We start from the raw sequence: 19311 nt of genomic DNA on the forward strand, positions 1-19311 counted from the left end.
TCGGGCGAACCTAGTAGAAAGTGCTTAAATTTAACCTTCCAGGCCGGCCGCAAGTTTCAGCATCGCGCCTATGCTGCCGGCATTTCATCTCCGAATACACGCTCTGATCCGCACTCGGGCAGGTGACAGCCATCACGGGGCTGAGAGACGGGCCCGGCGGCTCGGCGCCACCGGTTCCACTCACCCGCCCTTCCGCTTCTCCACCTCCGCCTTGCGCAGCAGGAAGCGTTGGATCTTGCCGCTCGGTGTCTTCGGCAGCTCGGTTACAAAATCGACCTCGCGCGGATAGGCATGCGCCGAGAGCCGCTTCTTGACGTGTTGCGCCAGTTCCTCGGCGAGTTCGGGGCTGCCGCGATAGGCGGGCGCCAGCACCACGAAGGCCTTGACGATCTCGGTGCGCTGCGGATCGGGCACGCCGACGACTGCCGCCTCGTTGACCGCCGGATGTTCGATCAGCGCGCTTTCGACGTCGAATGGGCCGATGCGATAGCCGGCCGAGGTGATAACGTCGTCGGCCCGACCGATGAAGCTCACCGAGCCATCCGGCTCGTATTCGACCGTGTCGCCGGTGCGGTAATAGCCGCCTGATATTGCCGGCGTTTCCGCCCGGTGGTAGCCGTCGAACCAGAGCAGCGGCGACTTCGCGATGTCGACGGCGAGGATGCCGGGCTGGTTCGGGCCAAGCTCGTGGCCGGCTTCGTCCAGCACGACCATGCGATAGCCGGGCATGGCAAAGCCCGCCGAGCCCGGCCGCACGGCATGCGACAGGCCATGATGGTTGTTCACCATCATGCCGTTCTCGGTCTGGCCGTAATGGTCATGGATGGGTGTCGCGAGATGGGCGTCGAACCAGCGGATCACTTCAGGGTTGAGCGGCTCGCCCGCGCTGCTCGCCACGCGCAGGCAGCCCTTGATGCGGGCGGCCGCTTCCGCCCCTTCGGCCATCAGCAGGCGATAGGCGGTCGGCGAGCCGGCGATGCTGGTGACGCCGAGGCGTTCGACGATGTCGTAGGTGCTCTTGGCGTTGAAGGCGCCTTCGTAGAAGGTCGTGGCGATGCCGAGTTGCAAGGGGCCGGTGATGGCGTAGAAGAGGCCGTAGGCCCAGCCGGGATCGGCGATGTTCCAGAACACGTCGTCAGGCCTTAGCCCGATGGCGTCGCGCATATAGACGCCGAAGGCCATCAGCGCGTTGAGCGGCACCGGCACGCCCTTCGGCAGGCCCGTCGTGCCGGAGGTCGACATCATCATGAACAGGTCGTCGCCCTTGCGTAAGATTGGCGGGCAGTCGGGCGAGGCGGCGGCAATTGCCGCGCGAAAATCGATATCGCCTGCAGGCAAGGCCTCGCCGGCGCCAAGGATGGTCGCGACTTGCGGGCGTTTCTCCACCTCATTGAGCTTGCCGCGATTGGCCGGGTTGGTCACCACCAGCCTGGCGCCGCTGTAACCCAGCCGATGTTCGATGGCCTTCGGGCCGAAGGCGGTGAACAGCGGCTGGTAGACTGCGCCGATGCGCCAGGTGCCGAGGACGAGCGCCACCAGTTCGGGAATGCGCGGCAGCATGCCGGCGACGACATCGCCGGGACGCACGCCCAGGTCCTTCAGCAGATTGCCGGCGCGGCCCGACATGTCGGCGAGATCGTCGAAGCTGAACTCGCTGAGATCGCCTGTGGCGGAGATCGCGCGCAGCGCCAGCCGGTCCTCGCCGGTATAGCGGCCGCAGCATTCGACATAGGCGTTGATGCCGGTCGCGAGGTCGCCGTGCAGCCGGGCGACTTCATCCTCGATGCGAAAGCGCTGAACGGCATCCTCATAGCGCGGCAAGCCGGCCGAAGCCTTGGTCATGGCAGTCCTCCCTCGGCGGCGCGCCTTTTCCCCATGGCGCGCCATCATCCGCCAGATTGCCTGAAATCATGGCGGCGGTCGATTGCGGCGAACGTCGATTGCCGGAGCGAGGATTGGCCTCGCCTGCGCCGGCCTGTACTATGGCAAGGCGAATGCAGGGGAGGAGGCTCGAGCGTGCGGCTGGATCGGAATCTCTGCCATTGGAGGATTTGGGCCTGCATCGCCGTCCTGGCGTTTTGGCCATGCGCGGCGTTGGCCGACACCATCACGCCGGAGCGGATCGCTGCCGCCCTGTCGAAGCTCGAAGCGCTCGCCGAAGCCGCCGTCGCCGACGGTGCCGTGCCCGGTCTCGCCATCGGGGTCGTGCATGGCGACGAAGTGATCTTCCTCAAAGGTTTCGGCCATCGCGAGGCCGGCAAGCCTGAGGCCGTCGACGCCGATACGGTGTTCCAGATCGCCTCGCTCTCCAAGCCGGTCTCCGCCACCGTCGTGGCGGCGCTGGTCAGCGACGGGATCGTGTCCTGGGATTCGAAGATCGCCGACCTCGATCCGGCCTTCCGGCTGGCCGATCCCTATCCGACCAGCCAACTTACCGTCCGCGACCTGTTTGCGCACCGCAGCGGGCTTCCCGGCACCGCCGGAGACGACCTCGAGGACATCGGCTACGACCGCGCCGAGATCCTGCATCGTCTGCGGTTCGTGCCGCCATCGTCGAGCTTTCGTGCCGGCTACTCCTACAGCAATTTCGGACTGACCGAGGGTGCCATTGCTGCCGCCAAGCCGACAGGCAAGCCCTGGGAGGAAGTCGCCGAGGAAAAACTCTACCGTCCGCTTGGCATGGCCTCGACCAGCTCCCGCCATTCCGACTTCGTCAGGCACGCCAATCGCGCCGCGCTCCACGTCAAGGTCGATGGCGCCTGGGCCGCGAAGATAAAGCGCGAACCGGATGCGCAGGCGCCCGCGGGCGGGGTCAGTTCCACGGCACGCGATCTCTCGCAATGGGCGCGCCTCATACTCGGCAACGGGGTCTATGCCGGCAAGACGCTGATTGCCGCCGATGCACTGGACCAGACGCATGTGCCGCTGATGACGCGTGGCAAGAACCCCGTCTCCGGCGGCGAGAGTTTCTACGGCCTTGGCTGGAATGTCGAATTCGGCCGCCACGGTCTGAGCTGGAGCCATGCGGGCGCCTTCAGCGTCGGCGCACGCACCCTGGTGACGATCTTCCCCAAGGAGAAGCTTGGCATCGTCATCATCGCCAACGCCTTTCCGACAGGCGTGCCGGAGGGGCTGTCCGACAGTTTTGCAGACCTCGTCTTCGACGGAACGGTCGGGAAGGACTGGGTCAGGGCATGGGACAGGATCTACGCCGGTCTGTTCGGTCCGGCGGTCGCGGCGGCCAAGGCCACCTATGCCGCGCCGCCATCTCCGGCACGGCCGGCCAGGCCCGCCAGTGCCTATGCCGGCCGCTACGCCAACGACTTCATCGGTGACGTGGTCGTGTCGAGTTCGGGAGACGGCCTTGTGCTCAAGGTCGGCCCGGCCGATGCCCGGTCTTATTCATTGACGCATTTCGACGGCGACCTGTTCCTGACCTTCCCCGATGCCGAGACGCCGGACAGGCCCACCGGTGTAAGCTTTGCCGTCGGCCCCGACGGCAAGCCGTCGGCGATGACCGTAGAATTTCTCGACGACAACCATCTCGGCACGCTGCGGCGCGTCGGCGACTAGAATGGCCGGTAGACGGCAACGCGTGCGTCCGGTCAGGGCAGCGAGCGGCGCGACCGAATTTGCCACAGCTGCGCACCTTGCCGGTGTCGATCCCGGCAGCGACGCGCAGTATTTACCTTACCGCGGAAGAAGTAGGGAGATCTTGACCCGAGGTGCGAAAAAGCAACGCAAATACAGCTGATTGGTAATGACGTATGTATTCTCGCAGATGTGGTATTGGTCGTCTGGAGATTCCTGCACGCGGTCCTTTGGGATGATGAAATTATGCGGCAAATAAATGTAACCACCGTCAATCCTGGACCGCACCGAAGACCGAGGTATGGCGCGGCAATCAGAGCCACCGCAGCACTTGAATTTCGTCAGTGGGTCAATCCTGTCTTCGTACCAATCATGGGCGCTAGCACCCGTTGCTGCGGCGATACACATTGCCGTGAAGATGAACCGTCGCATGGCATTCCTCAAATATTGGGCAGGCGCTGCTGGTTCGGGCGTCTATGTATATTAGCATCCCGCTAAAAATACCATTGGTCTCCAACGACCAACGCAGCTCCAGCAAGCGACGCTCGCAGCTGAAACACCGCATTGGGTCTCAATCCAGTCATGCATCGTGCGTGCCATTGACGACTGGAACAGGTCGAACCGGTCGCTGGGAGTGATTGGGTTTTGACCCTAGAGCGGCGGACTTTCGCGGCCGTCTCGGCTCAGGACGCCTGGCCGTAGTGGAGCAATTTGAAGCAATCGCCGCTGCCTGACTTCGATTGCGCCAGCAGAGGTTCGGATCGGTCGATCCATTCCTGGTGCGATCTGGCATCGGCTTCGATCGCATCGGCCGGTACAAGGCTGACGAAGCCGCTCCCCTTGCTGAACAGCCAGCAGGCGCGGCCGAGATGTCTCCTGCTGCGCTGGCGCAGGAGGTCGGCATCGTAGAAGATGTCGAGCACCTCCTGCTTGATCTTGCGCTGCTTTTCAGGATTGGCGAGCGCAGCCTCGACCGGCTCGCCGCCGATCGCATCCAGCAAATCCTTGTAGTCGAGGGCGAGCTGGGTGGTGGCATATTTGATGTCGTTCTCGTCCCGCACGATGTTGAACCACAGCCTCGGATCGAGCTCGTTGACGACGAACGAGGTTTCGAAATCGCGCGACAGGTTGAGGGTCTCGAACGCCTGAACGTCGACGTCGCGCTCGACCAGAAGGATCTCGGCGACCTGCTTGCCGAGTTCCGCACCTTGGGCGCTGACCGCGGCGTTCGTTCCCCCAAGGTCCGGACTGACATAGGCCCCGCCCTTGTCCAGCAGTGCGTCGAATTCGCCAAGCGATGCGACGACAGGGGCGCCGCGGGCAATGCGCGCCGCCAGTTTGGCCATCACCTGCTGCAGCTCCGTGTCGCGTCTTTTCTGGTCCTGATAATTCTGCTGGAAGAAGAAGATGAACAGGGACACGCCGATGCCGATCAGGATGACGCCGAGCTGCGAAAAGATGTTGCGATAATATTCCAGCAGCTTTTCGCGATGCCGCACGTCGTCGCGCACACTGTGCGCCACGCGAAGATTGACGATCAGCGACAGAATCAGCAGCCCGGCACCGACCAGGATGAGGCCGCCGATGAGGAGGTAGCCATGGCCCGTGCCGAAATCCATTCGCCTGCCCTGAACCCCAGGCTGCGCAGATTAATGCCATTTTGCTTAAATACCTATGGGCGCGTGGGGCATCGCAACATCTGACCTTCCTACTGCCGCGCTCGGCAGAGAGACGATCGGGAGCCTGGGCTAGCGCGCCGTGCAAGAAGCTGTTTCCAAGGACGAAAACGGCGCCGCTGGCGCCGCCTAGGGTTGCTGCTCATACGCTGCGAGTGCCTTGGCGACGCCGGCAACGAGATGTTCGACATCGCTCGCATGTTCGAAGGCGATCCCGGTTTGCGCAAACTCCAGCGGCGAATAGTCAGGCGCTATCCGCTTGACCTCTGCCATGATGCGCTGGGCTTCCCCGAGATCGCCGAGTTGCGCGTGGCACCCCGCCAGCCTTGTCAGTCGCCAGGGGGTCTTCGGGGGGACCTTGGACATGCTGACAAGCGCGGCCTTGTAATCTCCAACGGAGTATTGCGCGATGGCGCGATCATAGTGGTACCAATCCGGATGGATCGGGTTGATCCGTATCGCACTGTCAAGCGCCGCGAGTGCTTCAAGAGGCCTGCCTCTCATCGTGAGCAAGAACCCCATTTGGGCAATCGTATCGGCGTCATACGGATTGAGGTCGAGCGCGCGTTGAAGGTGATGTTCAGCCGCGTCGAACCGACGGGCGGAGATGAAAGCCTGGGCGAGTACGCGATGGCAGCGTGGCTCTTCCGGCGCCAGGGTCACCGCACACTCCGCGCGGTCGATCACCGAACCAAGCAACGCCGGGGATGCCTCGGCATAACCACCGATAATGAGATCGGCGAGCGCGATGTAGGCATGCGCCAAGGCATAGGTCGGGTCCTTTTCGACCGCAGCCTGGAAAAGACCGCGCGCAGCCTGATTGTCATCATCACCATAACCGCGCAGCCGGGCCAGTCCACGCAGGAGAAGCTCGTATGCGGCCAGGCTTTCGGGAGGCTTTGGGCTTGCCTGCTTGAGATCTGCATCGTCGAGCCGAGCGACCAGCCGGTTCACCACACGGCGGGCGATTTCTTCCTGCATGTCGAAGATCTGGCCGCCAGACGCGGAAAAGGTATCGCTCCAGAGGACTTCACCCGTCGAGGCAGTAATGAGACTGACGGTGACCCGCATGCCGTCTGCCCGGGTCGTCGCCCTGCCGCGGACCAGGTAGGTTGCGCCAAGGCTGTCGCCAACGGCACGCCAATCGGACGCGGAATCCGAGACAAAGGCAAATCCGGAATTGCGCGCCAGCACGACGACCGTTCCGAAGCGAGCCAACGCATTGACAATGTCCTCGGCGAAACCGTCGACCAAGGGGGTGTCTTCCGGCGCACCTTCATTGCTGAAACGCAGCACCGCAACGCGCGGCTGTCCGGCGCGCTCCTGCTTTGGCGCGTCGGGGGGAGAGAAGACGTAGCCGCGCTTGGCGACCGTGCGGATTATGGTTTGGCTTTCGTCCTGCAGCGCCTTTCGCAACTCCCTGACCGCCTGCGTCAGTGAATCCTCGGTCACAAAGACATCGGGCCACACCGCTGACATCAGTTCAGACTTGGTCGCGACACGCCCGACATTCCTGCTGAGGTAGGTCAACAGGTCAAACGCCTTGGAGCGCAGAGCGACAGGTTTCCCGTCGCACAACAGCAGCCCGCGGGCAAGATCAAGCTCGCAACTGCCAAGTGCCAGTGGTACGTGCCCTGGGTTTTCTCGCGACATTGAATGCCGATCTGACCAGCTCGACCAAACGCTGCCTGATTGGGGTCTCAATCGGCGCGGACGTCAAGGGATCAGGAGAATTTGATCCGCCTTCACCTTGGCTGGAAGTCATGCGCCTCTCCACGGCCATGATCTCCAGCATTTCGAACATTGTTCCAGGCATGGGCGCACAAGGGGACCCAGCCATGACGGTGGATGCAAATTCCAGGAGTTCCTGCCGGGCGGCTCGGCGCGTGTTCTCATCCATTGACATGTTAGACCTCATCCGGTTCGTTCTTAAGAACAATGAAGCCAAAGACCGGGCGCGTACCGGAGGATTTCTGAAATTCTGCTGAATTTCTCTTTAGATACACGGTACTTGATCTCTCCTGTCGATCCACGGTACTTGCCAGGGGAAGCAGCGGCCACTTCCGCTTCCGGTACGGACAATCGCGGCGCTGACTTTCGACCATCGTTTTCCATTCCGTAAAAAAACTTATGGTTTCGTAGGATGTGCTAGGCCGATCCCGCGCGGTCGCCAGGGGCATGGCGTTTGTCTCAGCCATGCATCGAAGGCTTTTGCGCGCTGGCCGCAATGCTGTATCGAGCAGCAAGAATTCAAGGAGCCTTCGATGACTTTCAACGATGCCGCGCCGACGGGCACAAGCGGCGGAGCGACGGAAGCAGCCTCGGGCACGGCCGATGACGGCAACGCGTATGCGGCGGCTGCCAACGCCGCCTGGCAGGACGATGTCCGGACAGGCGTACGCCATGTGCGCGATCTGGAGTCCCTGCCGTTGTCGCCGGCCGAGCGTGCTGCGGCTCAAAGAGCAGCCGCGAACCACAAGGTTCGCATCCCAAAAGCCTATCTCGACCTGATCGACTGGAACGACCCCGCCGACCCGATCCGGGCGCAGGTCATCCCGTCGCCGCAGGAACTGATGGAGCAGGACGGCGAGCTCGGCGATCCGATCGCCGACCATGAATTCAGCCCGGTGCCGCGGCTGACGCATCGCCATGCCGACCGGGTGCTGTTGTTCCCGACCTATCAATGCGCGGTCTACTGCCGCTTCTGCTTCCGCAAGGAGTCGCTGACCTCGATCGGCCGCGGCTATGCGCGCGAAGCGCTCGAGCCGGCTTTCGCCTACATCGCAGCCCACCCCGAATTCCGCGAGGTGATCCTGACCGGCGGCGACCCGCTCTCGCTGCCGGACAAGGCGCTGGCCGAAATCCGCGCCCGCATCGAAGCGATCCCGCATGTGCGGCTGCTGCGCATCCACACGCGTGTACCCGTAGCACTACCCTCGCGCATCACATCAGGGCTGGTCGAGGCCTTGCATGGCCGACTGATGGTCACCGTCGTCACCCATTTCAACCATCCGCGCGAGATCACGGAAGCCACCGAAGCGGCCTGCCGCACCTTGCGCCAGGCAGGCTTCGTGCTGCTCAACCAGAGCGTTTTGCTCAAGGGCGTCAACGACACGGTCGAGGTGCTGGAGGAGCTCTGCCGCGAGCTGATGTACCGCCTCGGCGTAAAACCCTATTACCTGCACCACGGCGACCTCGCGCGCGGCATGGCGCACCGGCGCACCACAATCGCCAAAGGCCAGGCGCTGGCCGGTGCCCTGCGCCGGCGCCTGTCGGGCATCTGCAGTCCCGTCTACGTGCTGGACCTGCCGGACGGCGGCGGCAAGGTGCCGCTCGGGCCGTGCTATGTCGAGGCGCGGGACGGAGACACCTGGCGCATTCGCGGGCAGGATGGCGAGGTGCGGACGTATCGGGAGGTTGTGGGCGAGTAGGGCAGCCTTGAAAAGGCAGGGTTCGCCTCCGCCTGGGCGGGGCGAGGAACCCCTACTGCAGCGTCCGCGTACTCTGCCAAAACCAGATTGCCAGCGCGCCGGATCGCCCACGGATTTGTGTTTCCGCAGGTCCTCTCAGAACACCGGATTTGAACAGTGCGCAGTCGCGACCGGCGGCTTGCAGCATCTTGTCGCTCACCGCGACTTCGGCATTCTGCTCGGCCGCAATCTCCATCAGGCGACTGGCAACGTTGACCGTGTCACCCGTGGCCGCGATGTGCTGACGGCCTTCGCCGCCGAGTCGAGAGGCAACGATCGTTCCGTGGTGCGCCCCGATCTTGAAGCCGAGCCGGGATGCGGTCGATGCCGGCAACGAGGCGAGCCAGTCGTTGGTGCGGCTGGCGAGCCCTGCACAACAGCGAGCCGCATTGAAGGCGTCATCCGTCGCTGGTTCCGGCAGGCCGAACAGGATCATGGCTCCGTCACCCATGAAGGCAATGACGACGCCACCGCAGTCTGCCACCTCCTCGTTCACCAACCCATGAAACACGTTTAGAAGTTCGCGGGTGGCGCTCGGCCCGAGGGCTTCACTCAGTCCGGTGAAGCCGGACAGGTCGATAAACAGGATCGCGGCGTCTCGGCGGACCGGTTCCTTGAGGAAGTCGCCATGCTGGGCGAGCCACTCGCCCAGGCCCGGGGCTTCGACGCGTTGCAGCAATTCGCTCTGCGTGGCGAAATATTGCGCCCGGTTCCTGCCCAGCCAAAGTTGTGCCGACCCAAACAGGAGAGCCGGCGGAACGGCAGCGGCCATCGGCAGCGCTGCACTCAGCAAGATATGGTGTGAGAAGGCGGTCATATTGACCGCGAACCAGATCAACACCACGCCGGCGACCGCCGCCAGGCCGATGGCGTTTCGCCGCCATGCCAGCAGCCCCACGAGAACCATTGGCAGCACCACTGCAAAGCCGGCATCCGCAAGGCGAACGGACTGGTCCCGCACGATTCCGTCGCCGGTCATCAGATGGGCAATCGCCGTCGACATGACTTCGACACCCGGGAGCACGGGATCGAACGGTGTCGGGAAAACATCGCCGGCGCCGGTTGCCGTCGCTCCGATCACGACAATTCGATCCCGAATGATGCCGCGATCGAGTTGGCCCTCCAGCACGGTCGCGGCGCTGATCGTGCGGATGGTGCCGCGCGGGCCATAGAATGTCAGCGGCAGGATGTGACCGATGTCCGTCCTGATCCACCGGCTGCCCAGCGACAGATGATCGGGCGCTATGGCTGGATCCTCGCCCGCAGCCAGGGCAGCAACACGCAGGGAGAAGGACGCTTCCAGCTGATCTCCTGCCCGAAACAGCAACGGGACGAACCGGGGCGTTCCCGTCCGGTCGGTGACCACGTTGACGACGCCGACAGCGGCGGCATCCGAGAACGGCTTCAGCGGCCACAGAAACCGCTCGGCATTCGGCACGCGGGCGAGGGGGCCTTCACCCTCGGCCACGGCCCATTGTCTCCCTCCCGGGTAGACCGCTGCGGCAGCGATGACGCTGGCGCTCCTGCCCAGCGAACGCGCGAGCGCCTCATCTCCATCTGCTGCCCCGGGATCGACCAGCAGAACGTCGAGCGCAATGGCTTTCGGCTCAAAGCGCGCGATCGTATCGACAAGCCGGGCAAGCGTGGCGCGGCTGAGCGGATAGCTGCCCTCAGCTCGCACCGCCTCGTCGTCGATCGCGACAATGGTGATCAGCTCCGGTGGCTTTGCTGGTCCTCGGGCAAGCGTTCGAAGATCGGTCATCGTCGCTTCGACGCGATCGAGAAACCCCAGATTGCCGCGCCAGTGGGCGAATCCCAGGCCGGCGCCCCAAACACCGGCCAGAATGAGCGCGATCAGCGTCGCAAGCGCCCGACCGCTCATCGCCGCTCACTGACCCAGACGAGCCATCAATGCGGAAACGCGCTTGGCCGGCCAGCGCTTGACGGTGAGTTTGCCTGTCCCTGCCTCGACGTCGACGCCTTCGCCCGGCGCCAGCACCACGCCGGCGGTGGATGCCGGCCGTTGCACGGCGACGCGGCCTCTGAGGACGAAGACGGACGTCTTGCCCTGGCCGACGTCGACCGTCCATTTTGTGCCGCGCACCGCGGCGATCGCCTGCGGGGTGACGACCACGAACCCGCCCTGGACCCCGCCGGCTGGAGCCTCGAGCAGCAGTGCCTTGCGCCGCAGTCTCACCGCATCGGCATTGCCGTTCCGATCGCGGTCCACCAGCGAAAAGCGGGCGCCGCCTTCGACGATGATGGTAAGGCCCTCCTGGCACCGCAGGATCTGTCGAGAGGTTCCCGCCACCGGCTCGAACCTGCACCCCTCGCTCGACTGCGCCAGGGCGGTATCCACCCAAAAGACAGCGGCAAGCATGCTAAGGATATATTGGCCCGGTGCGCTCATGAACGCCTCTCTGCATTTGCGAAAATCCGCGGCAAGAAAATCCTGGCAGTGTTCCTGCCGTCAGCCTGGTAGTGTGCGTACGAACCGGCCCCGTTGGCCTTAGCAGCAGGATGCCGACCGGCGATCTTAGCACGATAGCTTGCTTTTACACCAAGCAAGGGCAGGCGTTGCCATCGGCTTAGTGCGGCGCCTCGAGCTAAGCGCTGCTTTTCGGCGACCATCCCTTTGCCGTCAAGCTGACTATGACGGGCCATGCTGGTGACCCGCGTCGAGTGTGCGTTACGGGGCCGACGCTTCAGAGCTGCGCCGATCAGGATTCCCATAAAAGGCGAGGACTGTGCGTATCGTCCCTTCCGCGAGAGTATGCAGTTTGTCACGCGTCCAGCCGGCACGCGCACGCAGCGACAGGCTGTGCAGCGTAGCCCCAAGCTGCGCGGCGAGCAGCGGAAGATCGGCGGGCCCCCTGCCTTTTTCCTTATCCAGCCGCTCGAGGAACCGGGCGTCGATGTCGTGGAGCGTTCGATTGAGAATGTCCCGAACGACGGAGTTGGTCAGCGTCTCGGCCGGGGCCGTCGAGGTGATGAAGCAGCCGTTCGGTCCGTTTTCCGTGTAGATGTCGATCGCAGTCGCAAAGGCATTCATCAGCGCGGTTGCCAGATCCTCATCGGCCATCGCCTCCCGCATCCGATGGTCCATCATCCTGCCATATTGCGCCGCAGCCTTCGCGTAGATGGCGTCCTTGTCGCCGAAGGCCGCGGCGAGGCTAGGCCGGTTGAGCCCGGCCGAGCGGGCGATCCCTTCGATCGAAGTACCGGAAAGCCCCGTCGTCCACAGCTGCCGCCGCATCCTGCCGAGCGCTTCGCCCTCGTCGAACTTGCGCGGGCGACCCCCCTGATTTTTTTGTTTTGTACGGACTTGCATAAAACCTAGATCATCCTATTTTGTGCAGTGCTGTACAAAATAGCGCATGACGTGGCGCGATCAAGTCGCATGTTCGGATCGTGGAGGCGAGGGAATGACAGCAGGCAACGCACTGAACGAAAACAAGAGGATCGTGCTGGAAGCGTTCGACACGCTGTTCAACCGACGAGACTTCGAGAAGGCCGCGACCTTCTGGTCGCCCGACTATATCCAGCATAGCGCGCATATCGAGCCGGGCCGCGACGGCCTGTTCAACCTGGTCAAGTCGACACCGGACTCGCTGCGCTACGAAAATGCACTGATCGTGGCCGAGGGCGACCACGTGCTTCTGCATGGACGTTTCAGCGGAGGCGGGCTCGACCCGGCATGGGTCGTCGTCGACATCGTGCGGATGGAGAACGGCCGGCTTGCCGAGCATTGGGACGTCATCCAGGACGAGGCAAGGCGCGAGCAGTCGAAGAGCGGACTGCCGATGTTCGGTGACGAGTTTCCAGCCTGATCCTTCCCCCAAAACCCAATTCGGGAGAATGAGCATGAAGCTCTCCGGCAACACCATTTTCATCACGGGCGGCGGTTCGGGCATCGGGCGCGGCCTCGCCGAGGCATTTCACAAGCTCGGCAACAAGGTCATCATTTCGGGCCGCCGGCGCGCCAACCTGGACGAAGTGGTTGCCGCCAATCCCGGGATGGAGGCGATTGAGCTCGACATCACCGACCCGGCCAGCATCGATGCGGCCGCAGCCCGCCTCATCGCCGAGCATCCCGATCTCAACGTCCTTATCAACAACGCCGGCGTCATGCCGTTCGACGATGCCGCAGCAGCGATCGACGACGAACAGGCGCAGGCGATCATCTCGACCAACCTGCTGGGGCCGATCCGACTTACATCGGGTCTTGTCGAGCACCTGAAGGCCCAGCCGAGCGCAACCATCATCCACAACAGTTCGGTAGTGGCCTACACTCCCATTGCGCAGACGGCCGTCTATTCAGCCAGCAAGGCCGGTTTGCACAGCTATTCCCTGTCCCAGCGGTTCATGCTTCGCGATACGTCGGTGCGCGTCCAGGAGATCGTGCCGCCGTGGGTCAATACCGACCTGTTCAAGAAAACGGACGATCCTCGGGCGATGCCGCTCGACGAATTCATCGCCCAGCTCATGGAACAGCTATCGACCGACGAACCGGAACTCGTCGTAGAGGCGAGCCGCCAGATGCGCGACAATCCGGGCCCGAACGAGCACGCGCTGGTTCAACAGCTGAACGAGTTTCTCGTCGCCAACCCCTTTCCCGTCTGAGCGGGCGATGACGGGCCTTGCCTGGCCTGTCGCTCGGCGGCCGTGAACGCATGAAAGGAAGGAACATGTCTGTTGCCGATGGAGCCATCTTGACGGTGGAGGAAGCGCGCCGGATCGTCGCGCCTCTCTATGACGCGCTCAATCGCCCCGGCGAAAAGGATGTGTCGGCGCTGCTGGCTCAGGCCTGCCATGACGACTACCAATCCTATCACACCAATCAGGATTATCTGACGCGGGACCAGCTGGCCGGAGTGTTCCGCGGGGTTGGGTCCGCCGTTCCCGACCTGGCATGGGAAATTGCCGACATCCGCGTGGTGGACGATCAGATCATCGTGCGAGGCGAAGCGACGGGAACGCCAGTAGCCAATTTCTTCGGTGCCGCACCGACCGGAAAGTCCTTTCGGACCATGGCGATCGACCTGTTCACCGTTCGCGACGGAAAACTGGCGAAAGCCTACCATATCGAGAATTGGACGGCTGCGCTTCAGCAGATCGCCGCCTGACGGATACCTTCGCCGCCGATCTAACCCTGTCCATGGAGCGCAATATGAGTGAAAGCGACTATCCGGCCTTTGCCCATGCTTTGGCAGTCGGCCGAACGTTGGATCTAGATTTGCCCGACAGCCGCGTTGTTCAGGACGCCTATGCGGAAGCACAAGCTGAATCGTCGCCCTGGCTTTTCAACCATGTAGTTCGCTCGTGGCTCTTTGGCGCCAAGCTGGCACGGACTCGCGCGCTGACCCCGGACGCCGAGCTGGTCGCGGTGGCGGTGCTCCTGCACGATATAGGCCTTGCGCGAGATAGTGTTCCCGACCGTCGTTTCGAGGTTGTCGGAGCAGATGCCGGCCGGGCATTCGCCCTCGCCCATGACATGGGCGAACGGCGCGCTGGGACAATATGGGACGCGATCGCACTGCATACCACGGCGTCGATCGGGCGGCACAAGGGCGTCGACGTCGCCTGTTCCGGGATGGGCATTGGGTGCGATTACGGCGGCTTCGGCTACCAAGAGCTCGGCGATGGGGACAAGGAAGCCATCCTATCGGCCTATCCTCGGCTTCAAATGAAGGAAATGATGACGACCTGCCTGTCCAATCTGGCAAGAAGTCAACCGGCTACCACACGGGACAATTTCATCGCCGACTTCGGCACGAAATACGTGCAAGGCTATGTGCGATCTTCAGCCGTCGACCTGCTCCATCACGCACCGTTTGCAGAGTAGGACGCCGGCGGCCCCGATCCCCGGATTATCGTGTCGTCATCCGGCGAGGTGCAAACCCGCCACGGCGCTGACCCGACTGGCTGCCGGCGAGGCGGGTGGTTTGGAAGAGGTCGTGTGGACAGCAAGCAATTTGAAAACAACCGAATACAACCTGAAACCAGACTGAAACATCGACGCCGATAGGCGACATGCCTGCGAAACGCCCCGGGGGGATGGTCGCCCAGACCAGAAACCAGAGGAACGCGCCGATGACACCCGACCAGATCAGACTTGTCCAGGACAGCTTTCGCGAGGTCGTGCCGATCCGCGCGGCTGCCGCCGCCTTGTTCTATGAACGCCTGTTTGCGATCGACGAGAACCTTCGGGCATTGTTTCCGGTGCGCGACATGACCAAGCAGGGCGCCAAGCTGATGGCAAGCCTGGGCTTCGTCGTGCACGGGCTGGACCGTGCGGAGACCATCCTGCCCACCGTGCGCGAACTCGCCAAACGGCACGTCACCTACGGCGTCGAGGAGCATCATTACCCGATCGTCGGGCAGGCGCTGATCGAGACGCTGGCGGCCGGCCTCGGCACCGCCTTTACGCCGCCAGTGCGCGAGGCTTGGGAAGCAGCCTACGGCCTGCTGGCGAGTGTGATGATCGCCGCCGCCCGCGAGGTCCAGCTCGCGGCGTGAGGTGAGGCGGCCGAAGGCGGCTTGGCCGCCCGCTCCAATGGAGCAGGCATTCAACCGCCGAACTCTTCATCGAGGACGCGCAAGCCGTCCTCGTATTTTGATGTCGAGGCACCAATCTGGCGTGCCTGCCAGAGATTGTCGGCAAGGTCTGCGCGCTTGACCGGCAGTGCCAGCGGGTTGGCGGCCGCCCTGCGCACCAAAGCGAGATCGTCCTCGTCGGGTCGTCGCGTAAGCGCGTCAACCGCGGATGCGATCGATGATCCGAAGCCTGCCTCTTCGAGCCGGTCGCGGCTCCAACCCTCGCTCTTCTCAAGAACGTCATGCAGGTAGGCAACAGCCTTCTGCTCCAGCGTTTCGACGGCGTCGGCGACGCGGCGGCAATGCTCGATATAGGGCTGCCCGGTTTTTTCTGTTTGCCCGGCATGGGCCTGTTCGGCGATCTTTGCCGCGCGGTAGAGCACGCTCATGGCTTCGATCCTGTGTCTGCCTCTCGGCTGCGGGCCGCAGTTTGAGAAATTGCACCAAACCGCACCCGCGTCTTCCTGGATGGGGAGACGCGGGTTGATCAGGAATACCTGATCGGCAGCAGTTGAGGGGACCGCTGCAGGGGAGGAACCGGATTGTTGACGAATTGTTCCGGCGCTCCGGCCGAATTGCTCCGGCGATGCCAAAAAAACCCGCCGGCGTTGAGCCAGCGGGCTCGAGTTTCTGGAGTAGCCAGAGTGAACTGGCGGAAGATCAACGCGCGGTGGCGGGCTTTGTTTCGCGGAGAATTCCGAATTGCCTTGAAGAAGAGCTTCCTGGTCGCTGCCTGGCTGAAACGAATGGAACATTAGCTCATTCTGAAAGTTCTACAGCTGAGGCTGTTTTGGTGATTGAAAATGGCATTTGTGGTGGTTCATTTCCTCGGCTTGACGGTTCAGGATTTCGTGGGTGGAGTGGTGCCGTTATTGGCGTGCCTTCTCTTCTTCCATGTTGTGTTGAGGGACAATCCGAACCGCTAGGAGGAATGGGGCTTCGGCATCGGCGCCAAGCCTGTGGCGGTTGCCGCCAGCCAGCTGGATTTCATGCGCGACGAGGATGGCGACGTCCACGCCGTCACCAACTGGACCAAGGACCAGTTGAAAGCCATGCCTGAACATCGCGACTGAAAGACGATCAAGGGCGCGGCGACAGCCCGGCCCTTCCTCCTTTTGCGGGGAGAGACCGATGATCAGAAAACTCAAATCCGGAAAATACCGCCTCTATTCGCGCAAGAAAGATGAAAAGACCGGCCGCCGCCGCAACCTCGGCACCTTCGACACCCGCGAAGCCGCCGAGAAGCACGAACGCGAGGTTCAGTATTTCAAACGGCATTGAGGGAACCTCGCTGCCACTTTCCCCCCCTTGAGGTCCCCTGGAGGGGCGGGTGACTGCAACGCGGTGGTGATTACCTTCATGCGCCAAAGAAGAATGGGCAACGAACAGACGCATGGTGGTCAAAATTTAGAGATTTATTGAAAGAAATGGTATGCCAACTGCAAGCGACAACAACAGGCACGCTACTGGGGCCAGCTCTAATGAAGGGTGGTCGTGGCGTCCGATTGAATACAGACATTCCACCGAGGCCGACATCGACCGCATTTACCGGGAAGGGTGCAGTGATGACAGTCCATGTCGATTACCTGGACGAGTTGCCAGAGACGCTTGAGAGGGAAGCTGTGGTGTGGAAGAAGGGTGAGTGAGTTTTTCTCTCCGAATGCGGTGCGCCAATATTCCAGAAAGTCAGCCGTGCCAGCGAGACAGGGCGCCCGAGGCGACAAAAAGGATAAAGAGAATTATCGCGAACCAGGAAATCTGCTTCTGGAATGAAGCAAGTTGGCGATTAATGCTCTTCAGTTCGCCATAGATCTCCCCGCTGGGCTCCCCTAAGTCGCCTTCGGTATCGGTCCCCACATTGCTTAGGAACAGGTCAAGATCTTCTTGCGAGAACTGTAGCGACGCAACGCCGGGGTAGCATGATATCTGCGCCGGCTCATGGGCATCACAACGATAGTCTCTCGGAAGGTATTTCTGGTAACCTGTGGACCATGCCTTCACATGGATCGTCACGGCCACCCGACACTTTGTCGAGATCACCTTGACCAGCTCTGCTATCTCGTCGCGTGACTTGTAGATGCCAAGCAGGCAATAGGCAGAGTCCTTGGGCACAACGAGGTGTGCGGATTTCTCCGAGTCTGACTTTTCCGGCTCAAAGATGTTCACGAAAGCATAGTTTATCTCTGTTTCGAACGACTCGTTTCCACCTGAAAAGATCACGCCGATCGGCTTCTCGATGGGTATTCCGACGCTCTCTATCCTCCAACTCGGCTTGCCATCCTGCCTCACAGTTTGCGCAATCGAAATGTTGGAGAGCAGAAAGCTCAATGGGCATTCGAAACCATCTAGTGTCGTCGCTGTGCCCGACGTTACCGCCTTGCCTTCAAACTTCTCAGAGGGTTCGCCTAGGAATGTTGATGGCACGAACTCCCCTACGAGAGCCGGGACGCCTCGTCCCCAGAGCAGCGCCTTAAGGTTGTTGTGGTGCATGGCTCCCCTCTCTTCGCGTAGTCACCTCAGCAGTCATTCGAAAAGGTTGCATCTTTCATCACCGTTCCGCAAATGCGAATCGTGATGACTAGGGGTGCTTCCCGCAAACTGACCCCAGATCGGGGGATGTGCATATCGGACACTTTGGCTTCACAACCACAAGCCCACGCTGTACTTCTATTGCACGGGGAAGTGCTCGTAGGCGCGGCAAGGGGCGTAGAAGGTGGCAGAAGTACCGACTTTCGGGGAACGTGCGATCGAGATCATTCCGATCCACTTCGACGTTCCAGAGCACTATCTTCCACTTAAAACCTTCATTGAGACTGCAGCACAGGCAGAGGCGATCATCGCTGCATTCAACGAACACTTATTTGACGGAGCCCTCGCATATCAAATTCTGGTACTCCCGCCAGAAATCGGATCATTCAAAACCAGATTGGCAGTGGCAGCAACAGCCTGTGGGCTTTTGTGGGGCGCGTTAGAGAGCGACATAGGTGCCGGGTTCGTCAAAGGGCTTACCGGATTTCCACCGGACCACTGGGCTGAAGTAGCCGGACATCAAATGGCCGAGTGGATCGGTGACGCAATGGCGCCCACCCCGGCAATTCAAGAACGTATGGAGTGCCAGACTGGGGCGCTAATTGTAAGCGAGGCCACGAAATCATTTCTGCAAAAAGACATTTCTGAACTCAACAAGATTGGCATCCGCCCGAGGCAGTTCCGCGAGGAATTCGAGGCCCGCAACAAATTCTATGAGGCATGCTCAGCTGACCGCAACGTAAAAGGTATCGGTTTTTCGGACAGTAATGAATTTCCAATCAAGCGTAGCGATTTCGGCCGGTTGCATGTGGCACTGCCGCCAAAGGAGAAGGTGCTCGAAGAGGTGCCGTGGCACGTGGCAACTGATACCGTGACGGTCACTTCCCCGAACTGGGAACGTGGGGACCAGCAGCGGCAGTGGAAGGGCAGGGACAGTTCGGGCCATGACCGGCTCTTCCGGATAGAGGATGAAGATTTCTGGCGCCTGGTTGCACATCAATCACTGAAGCCTCACATCTTCGATACGATGAAGGTGCAGTGGGCCTTCCATTCCGAGGGCGGAAGGGTAAAGGACACTAGGGTTTTGCGCGTCCTCGCATACAATGAAAGCACCTTAGCGACGCCACTCGATCGCAATGCATTGGATGCAATACTTGGCCGACACAATGACCTGGGCGACAGGTCAGGGGGGTCGGAGAGCGACTTGTTTGGCCGATTAAGCTGATAATCCGCTCGGAGGTAGTCGAGTGCGCCGAGCCGGTCGTTGCGCTCTGCGTGCGGCTAAGGCCACGCGGACATCACCGGGAGACAATTCGCCGGCCAGTGCGGCTAGGCAAGCTTGCACCGCCTTGTTCTCCGGTAGCCACACGCGATTGTGACTGCCCCGCCACAGAAGCTGGCCGAGTCAGCCCTTAACGCGCCCCAACCCCAAAATTAACCTTTCATTA

The 19311-nt window shown here is 61.9% G+C and carries 18 protein-coding genes and 1 pseudogene; 11 read left to right on the forward strand and 8 right to left on the reverse strand.

Translation table 11 applies throughout. From position 1 onward, the window contains the following. Positions 1-180: 180 nt before the first annotated feature. Positions 181-1842, reverse strand: coding sequence for an acyl-CoA synthetase (locus tag ACSQ3Z_RS25470; RefSeq protein WP_436174073.1), 1662 nt, complete (start codon positions 1840-1842; stop codon positions 181-183). 174 nt (positions 1843-2016) lie between these two features. On the opposite strand from ACSQ3Z_RS25470, the gene ACSQ3Z_RS25475 reads away from it, so the two are divergent. Further along, complete coding sequence (locus tag ACSQ3Z_RS25475; protein WP_436174074.1) at positions 2017-3573, forward strand: serine hydrolase; 1557 nt, start codon at positions 2017-2019, stop codon at positions 3571-3573. 701 nt (positions 3574-4274) lie between these two features. Here the strand turns inward: ACSQ3Z_RS25475 and ACSQ3Z_RS25480 are convergent. Both ACSQ3Z_RS25480 and ACSQ3Z_RS25485 read right to left on the reverse strand, forming a co-directional pair. Beyond that, complete coding sequence (locus tag ACSQ3Z_RS25480; protein WP_436174075.1) at positions 4275-5210, reverse strand: hypothetical protein; 936 nt, start codon at positions 5208-5210, stop codon at positions 4275-4277. A gap of 186 nt (positions 5211-5396) precedes the next feature. Further along, entirely contained in the window at positions 5397-6920 is a 1524-nt protein-coding gene (locus ACSQ3Z_RS25485) for a winged helix-turn-helix domain-containing tetratricopeptide repeat protein (protein ID WP_436174076.1), read from the reverse strand. Here ACSQ3Z_RS25485 and ACSQ3Z_RS25490 point away from each other — a divergent pair. Together ACSQ3Z_RS25490 and ACSQ3Z_RS25495 are read left to right on the forward strand one after the other, a co-directional pair. After that, positions 6920-7255, forward strand: coding sequence for a hypothetical protein (locus ACSQ3Z_RS25490; protein WP_436174077.1), 336 nt, complete (start codon positions 6920-6922; stop codon positions 7253-7255). The two genes, ACSQ3Z_RS25485 and ACSQ3Z_RS25490, sit on opposite strands and share 1 nt — an antisense overlap. A gap of 276 nt (positions 7256-7531) precedes the next feature. Next, positions 7532-8698, forward strand: coding sequence for a KamA family radical SAM protein (locus ACSQ3Z_RS25495; RefSeq protein WP_436174078.1), 1167 nt, complete (start codon positions 7532-7534; stop codon positions 8696-8698). A 52-nt stretch (positions 8699-8750) separates the two neighbouring features. Here ACSQ3Z_RS25495 and ACSQ3Z_RS25500 read toward each other — a convergent pair whose 3' ends face one another. The 3 genes from ACSQ3Z_RS25500 to ACSQ3Z_RS25510 all read right to left on the reverse strand — a co-directional run bounded on the left by ACSQ3Z_RS25500 (position 8751) and on the right by ACSQ3Z_RS25510 (position 12068). Continuing rightward, positions 8751-10619 carry a CHASE2 domain-containing protein gene (locus ACSQ3Z_RS25500; protein WP_436174079.1) on the reverse strand — a complete coding sequence of 623 codons (1869 nt, stop codon included), beginning with the start codon at positions 10617-10619 and terminating at the stop codon, positions 8751-8753. 6 nt (positions 10620-10625) lie between these two features. Beyond that, entirely contained in the window at positions 10626-11147 is a 522-nt protein-coding gene (locus ACSQ3Z_RS25505; RefSeq protein WP_436174080.1) for a FecR domain-containing protein, read from the reverse strand. A 279-nt stretch (positions 11148-11426) separates the two neighbouring features. Then, the gene (locus tag ACSQ3Z_RS25510) at positions 11427-12068 is read right to left on the reverse strand and encodes a TetR/AcrR family transcriptional regulator (protein ID WP_436174081.1); all 642 of its coding nucleotides are present in this window, start codon (positions 12066-12068) and stop codon (positions 11427-11429) included. Positions 12069-12162: 94 nt separating this feature from the next. On the opposite strand from ACSQ3Z_RS25510, the gene ACSQ3Z_RS25515 reads away from it, so the two are divergent. The 5 genes from ACSQ3Z_RS25515 (at position 12163) to ACSQ3Z_RS25535 (ending at position 15256) form a co-directional block, all read left to right on the forward strand. Further along, entirely contained in the window at positions 12163-12567 is a 405-nt protein-coding gene (locus tag ACSQ3Z_RS25515; protein WP_436174082.1) for a nuclear transport factor 2 family protein, read from the forward strand. 34 nt (positions 12568-12601) lie between these two features. After that, a complete protein-coding gene (locus ACSQ3Z_RS25520; RefSeq protein ID WP_436174083.1) occupies positions 12602-13360 on the forward strand; it encodes an SDR family oxidoreductase in 759 nt (252 codons plus the stop codon). Between the two features lie 17 nt (positions 13361-13377). Further along, the gene (locus ACSQ3Z_RS25525; RefSeq protein WP_436174084.1) at positions 13378-13863 is read left to right on the forward strand and encodes an ester cyclase; all 486 of its coding nucleotides are present in this window, start codon (positions 13378-13380) and stop codon (positions 13861-13863) included. 44 nt (positions 13864-13907) lie between these two features. Beyond that, the gene (locus tag ACSQ3Z_RS25530; protein ID WP_436174085.1) at positions 13908-14582 is read left to right on the forward strand and encodes an HD domain-containing protein; all 675 of its coding nucleotides are present in this window, start codon (positions 13908-13910) and stop codon (positions 14580-14582) included. A gap of 248 nt (positions 14583-14830) precedes the next feature. After that, entirely contained in the window at positions 14831-15256 is a 426-nt protein-coding gene (locus tag ACSQ3Z_RS25535) for a globin family protein (RefSeq protein ID WP_436174086.1), read from the forward strand. Between the two features lie 50 nt (positions 15257-15306). Here the strand turns inward: ACSQ3Z_RS25535 and ACSQ3Z_RS25540 are convergent, their stop codons facing one another. After that, positions 15307-15723 (reverse strand): HD domain-containing protein, encoded by a 417-nt coding sequence (locus ACSQ3Z_RS25540; protein WP_436175135.1) that lies wholly within the window; start codon positions 15721-15723, stop codon positions 15307-15309. Between the two features lie 552 nt (positions 15724-16275). Here ACSQ3Z_RS25540 and ACSQ3Z_RS25545 point away from each other — a divergent pair. Next, positions 16276-16407: pseudogene (locus ACSQ3Z_RS25545) on the forward strand (PRC-barrel domain containing protein); the annotation flags it as partial. Positions 16408-16465: 58 nt separating this feature from the next. After that, on the forward strand, positions 16466-16615 hold the full coding sequence (locus ACSQ3Z_RS25550; RefSeq protein ID WP_126043134.1) for a hypothetical protein: 150 nt from the start codon (positions 16466-16468) through the stop codon (positions 16613-16615). Positions 16616-17020: 405 nt separating this feature from the next. Here ACSQ3Z_RS25550 and ACSQ3Z_RS25555 read toward each other — a convergent pair whose 3' ends face one another. Continuing rightward, positions 17021-17824, reverse strand: a complete 804-nt coding sequence (locus tag ACSQ3Z_RS25555; protein WP_436174087.1) for a hypothetical protein — start codon at positions 17822-17824, stop codon at positions 17021-17023. Positions 17825-18047: 223 nt separating this feature from the next. On the opposite strand from ACSQ3Z_RS25555, the gene ACSQ3Z_RS25560 reads away from it, so the two are divergent. After that, positions 18048-19088, forward strand: coding sequence for a hypothetical protein (locus ACSQ3Z_RS25560; protein WP_436174088.1), 1041 nt, complete (start codon positions 18048-18050; stop codon positions 19086-19088). Positions 19089-19311 lie beyond the last annotated feature (223 nt).

The sequence above is a fragment of the Mesorhizobium sp. LjNodule214 genome (assembly GCF_964252735.1).
Taxonomy (GTDB): Bacteria; Pseudomonadota; Alphaproteobacteria; order Rhizobiales; family Rhizobiaceae; genus Mesorhizobium.

What these genes read in the sequence shown, in the direction of transcription:
- ACSQ3Z_RS25470 (WP_436174073.1), bottom strand. Translation starts at nt 1,842, where the DNA reads ATGACCAAGGCTTCGGCCGGCTTGCCGCGCTATGAGGATGCCGTTCAG.
- ACSQ3Z_RS25480 (WP_436174075.1), bottom strand. Translation starts at nt 5,210, where the DNA reads ATGGATTTCGGCACGGGCCATGGCTACCTCCTCATCGGCGGCCTCATC.
- ACSQ3Z_RS25485 (WP_436174076.1), bottom strand. Translation starts at nt 6,920, where the DNA reads ATGTCGCGAGAAAACCCAGGGCACGTACCACTGGCACTTGGCAGTTGC.
- ACSQ3Z_RS25495 (WP_436174078.1), top strand. Translation starts at nt 7,532, where the DNA reads ATGACTTTCAACGATGCCGCGCCGACGGGCACAAGCGGCGGAGCGACG.
- ACSQ3Z_RS25500 (WP_436174079.1), bottom strand. Translation starts at nt 10,619, where the DNA reads ATGAGCGGTCGGGCGCTTGCGACGCTGATCGCGCTCATTCTGGCCGGT.
- ACSQ3Z_RS25505 (WP_436174080.1), bottom strand. Translation starts at nt 11,147, where the DNA reads ATGAGCGCACCGGGCCAATATATCCTTAGCATGCTTGCCGCTGTCTTT.
- ACSQ3Z_RS25510 (WP_436174081.1), bottom strand. Translation starts at nt 12,068, where the DNA reads ATGCAAGTCCGTACAAAACAAAAAAATCAGGGGGGTCGCCCGCGCAAG.
- ACSQ3Z_RS25515 (WP_436174082.1), top strand. Translation starts at nt 12,163, where the DNA reads ATGACAGCAGGCAACGCACTGAACGAAAACAAGAGGATCGTGCTGGAA.
- ACSQ3Z_RS25520 (WP_436174083.1), top strand. Translation starts at nt 12,602, where the DNA reads ATGAAGCTCTCCGGCAACACCATTTTCATCACGGGCGGCGGTTCGGGC.
- ACSQ3Z_RS25530 (WP_436174085.1), top strand. Translation starts at nt 13,908, where the DNA reads ATGAGTGAAAGCGACTATCCGGCCTTTGCCCATGCTTTGGCAGTCGGC.
- ACSQ3Z_RS25535 (WP_436174086.1), top strand. Translation starts at nt 14,831, where the DNA reads ATGACACCCGACCAGATCAGACTTGTCCAGGACAGCTTTCGCGAGGTC.
- ACSQ3Z_RS25540 (WP_436175135.1), bottom strand. Translation starts at nt 15,723, where the DNA reads ATGAGCGTGCTCTACCGCGCGGCAAAGATCGCCGAACAGGCCCATGCC.
- ACSQ3Z_RS25550 (WP_126043134.1), top strand. Translation starts at nt 16,466, where the DNA reads ATGATCAGAAAACTCAAATCCGGAAAATACCGCCTCTATTCGCGCAAG.
- ACSQ3Z_RS25555 (WP_436174087.1), bottom strand. Translation starts at nt 17,824, where the DNA reads ATGCACCACAACAACCTTAAGGCGCTGCTCTGGGGACGAGGCGTCCCG.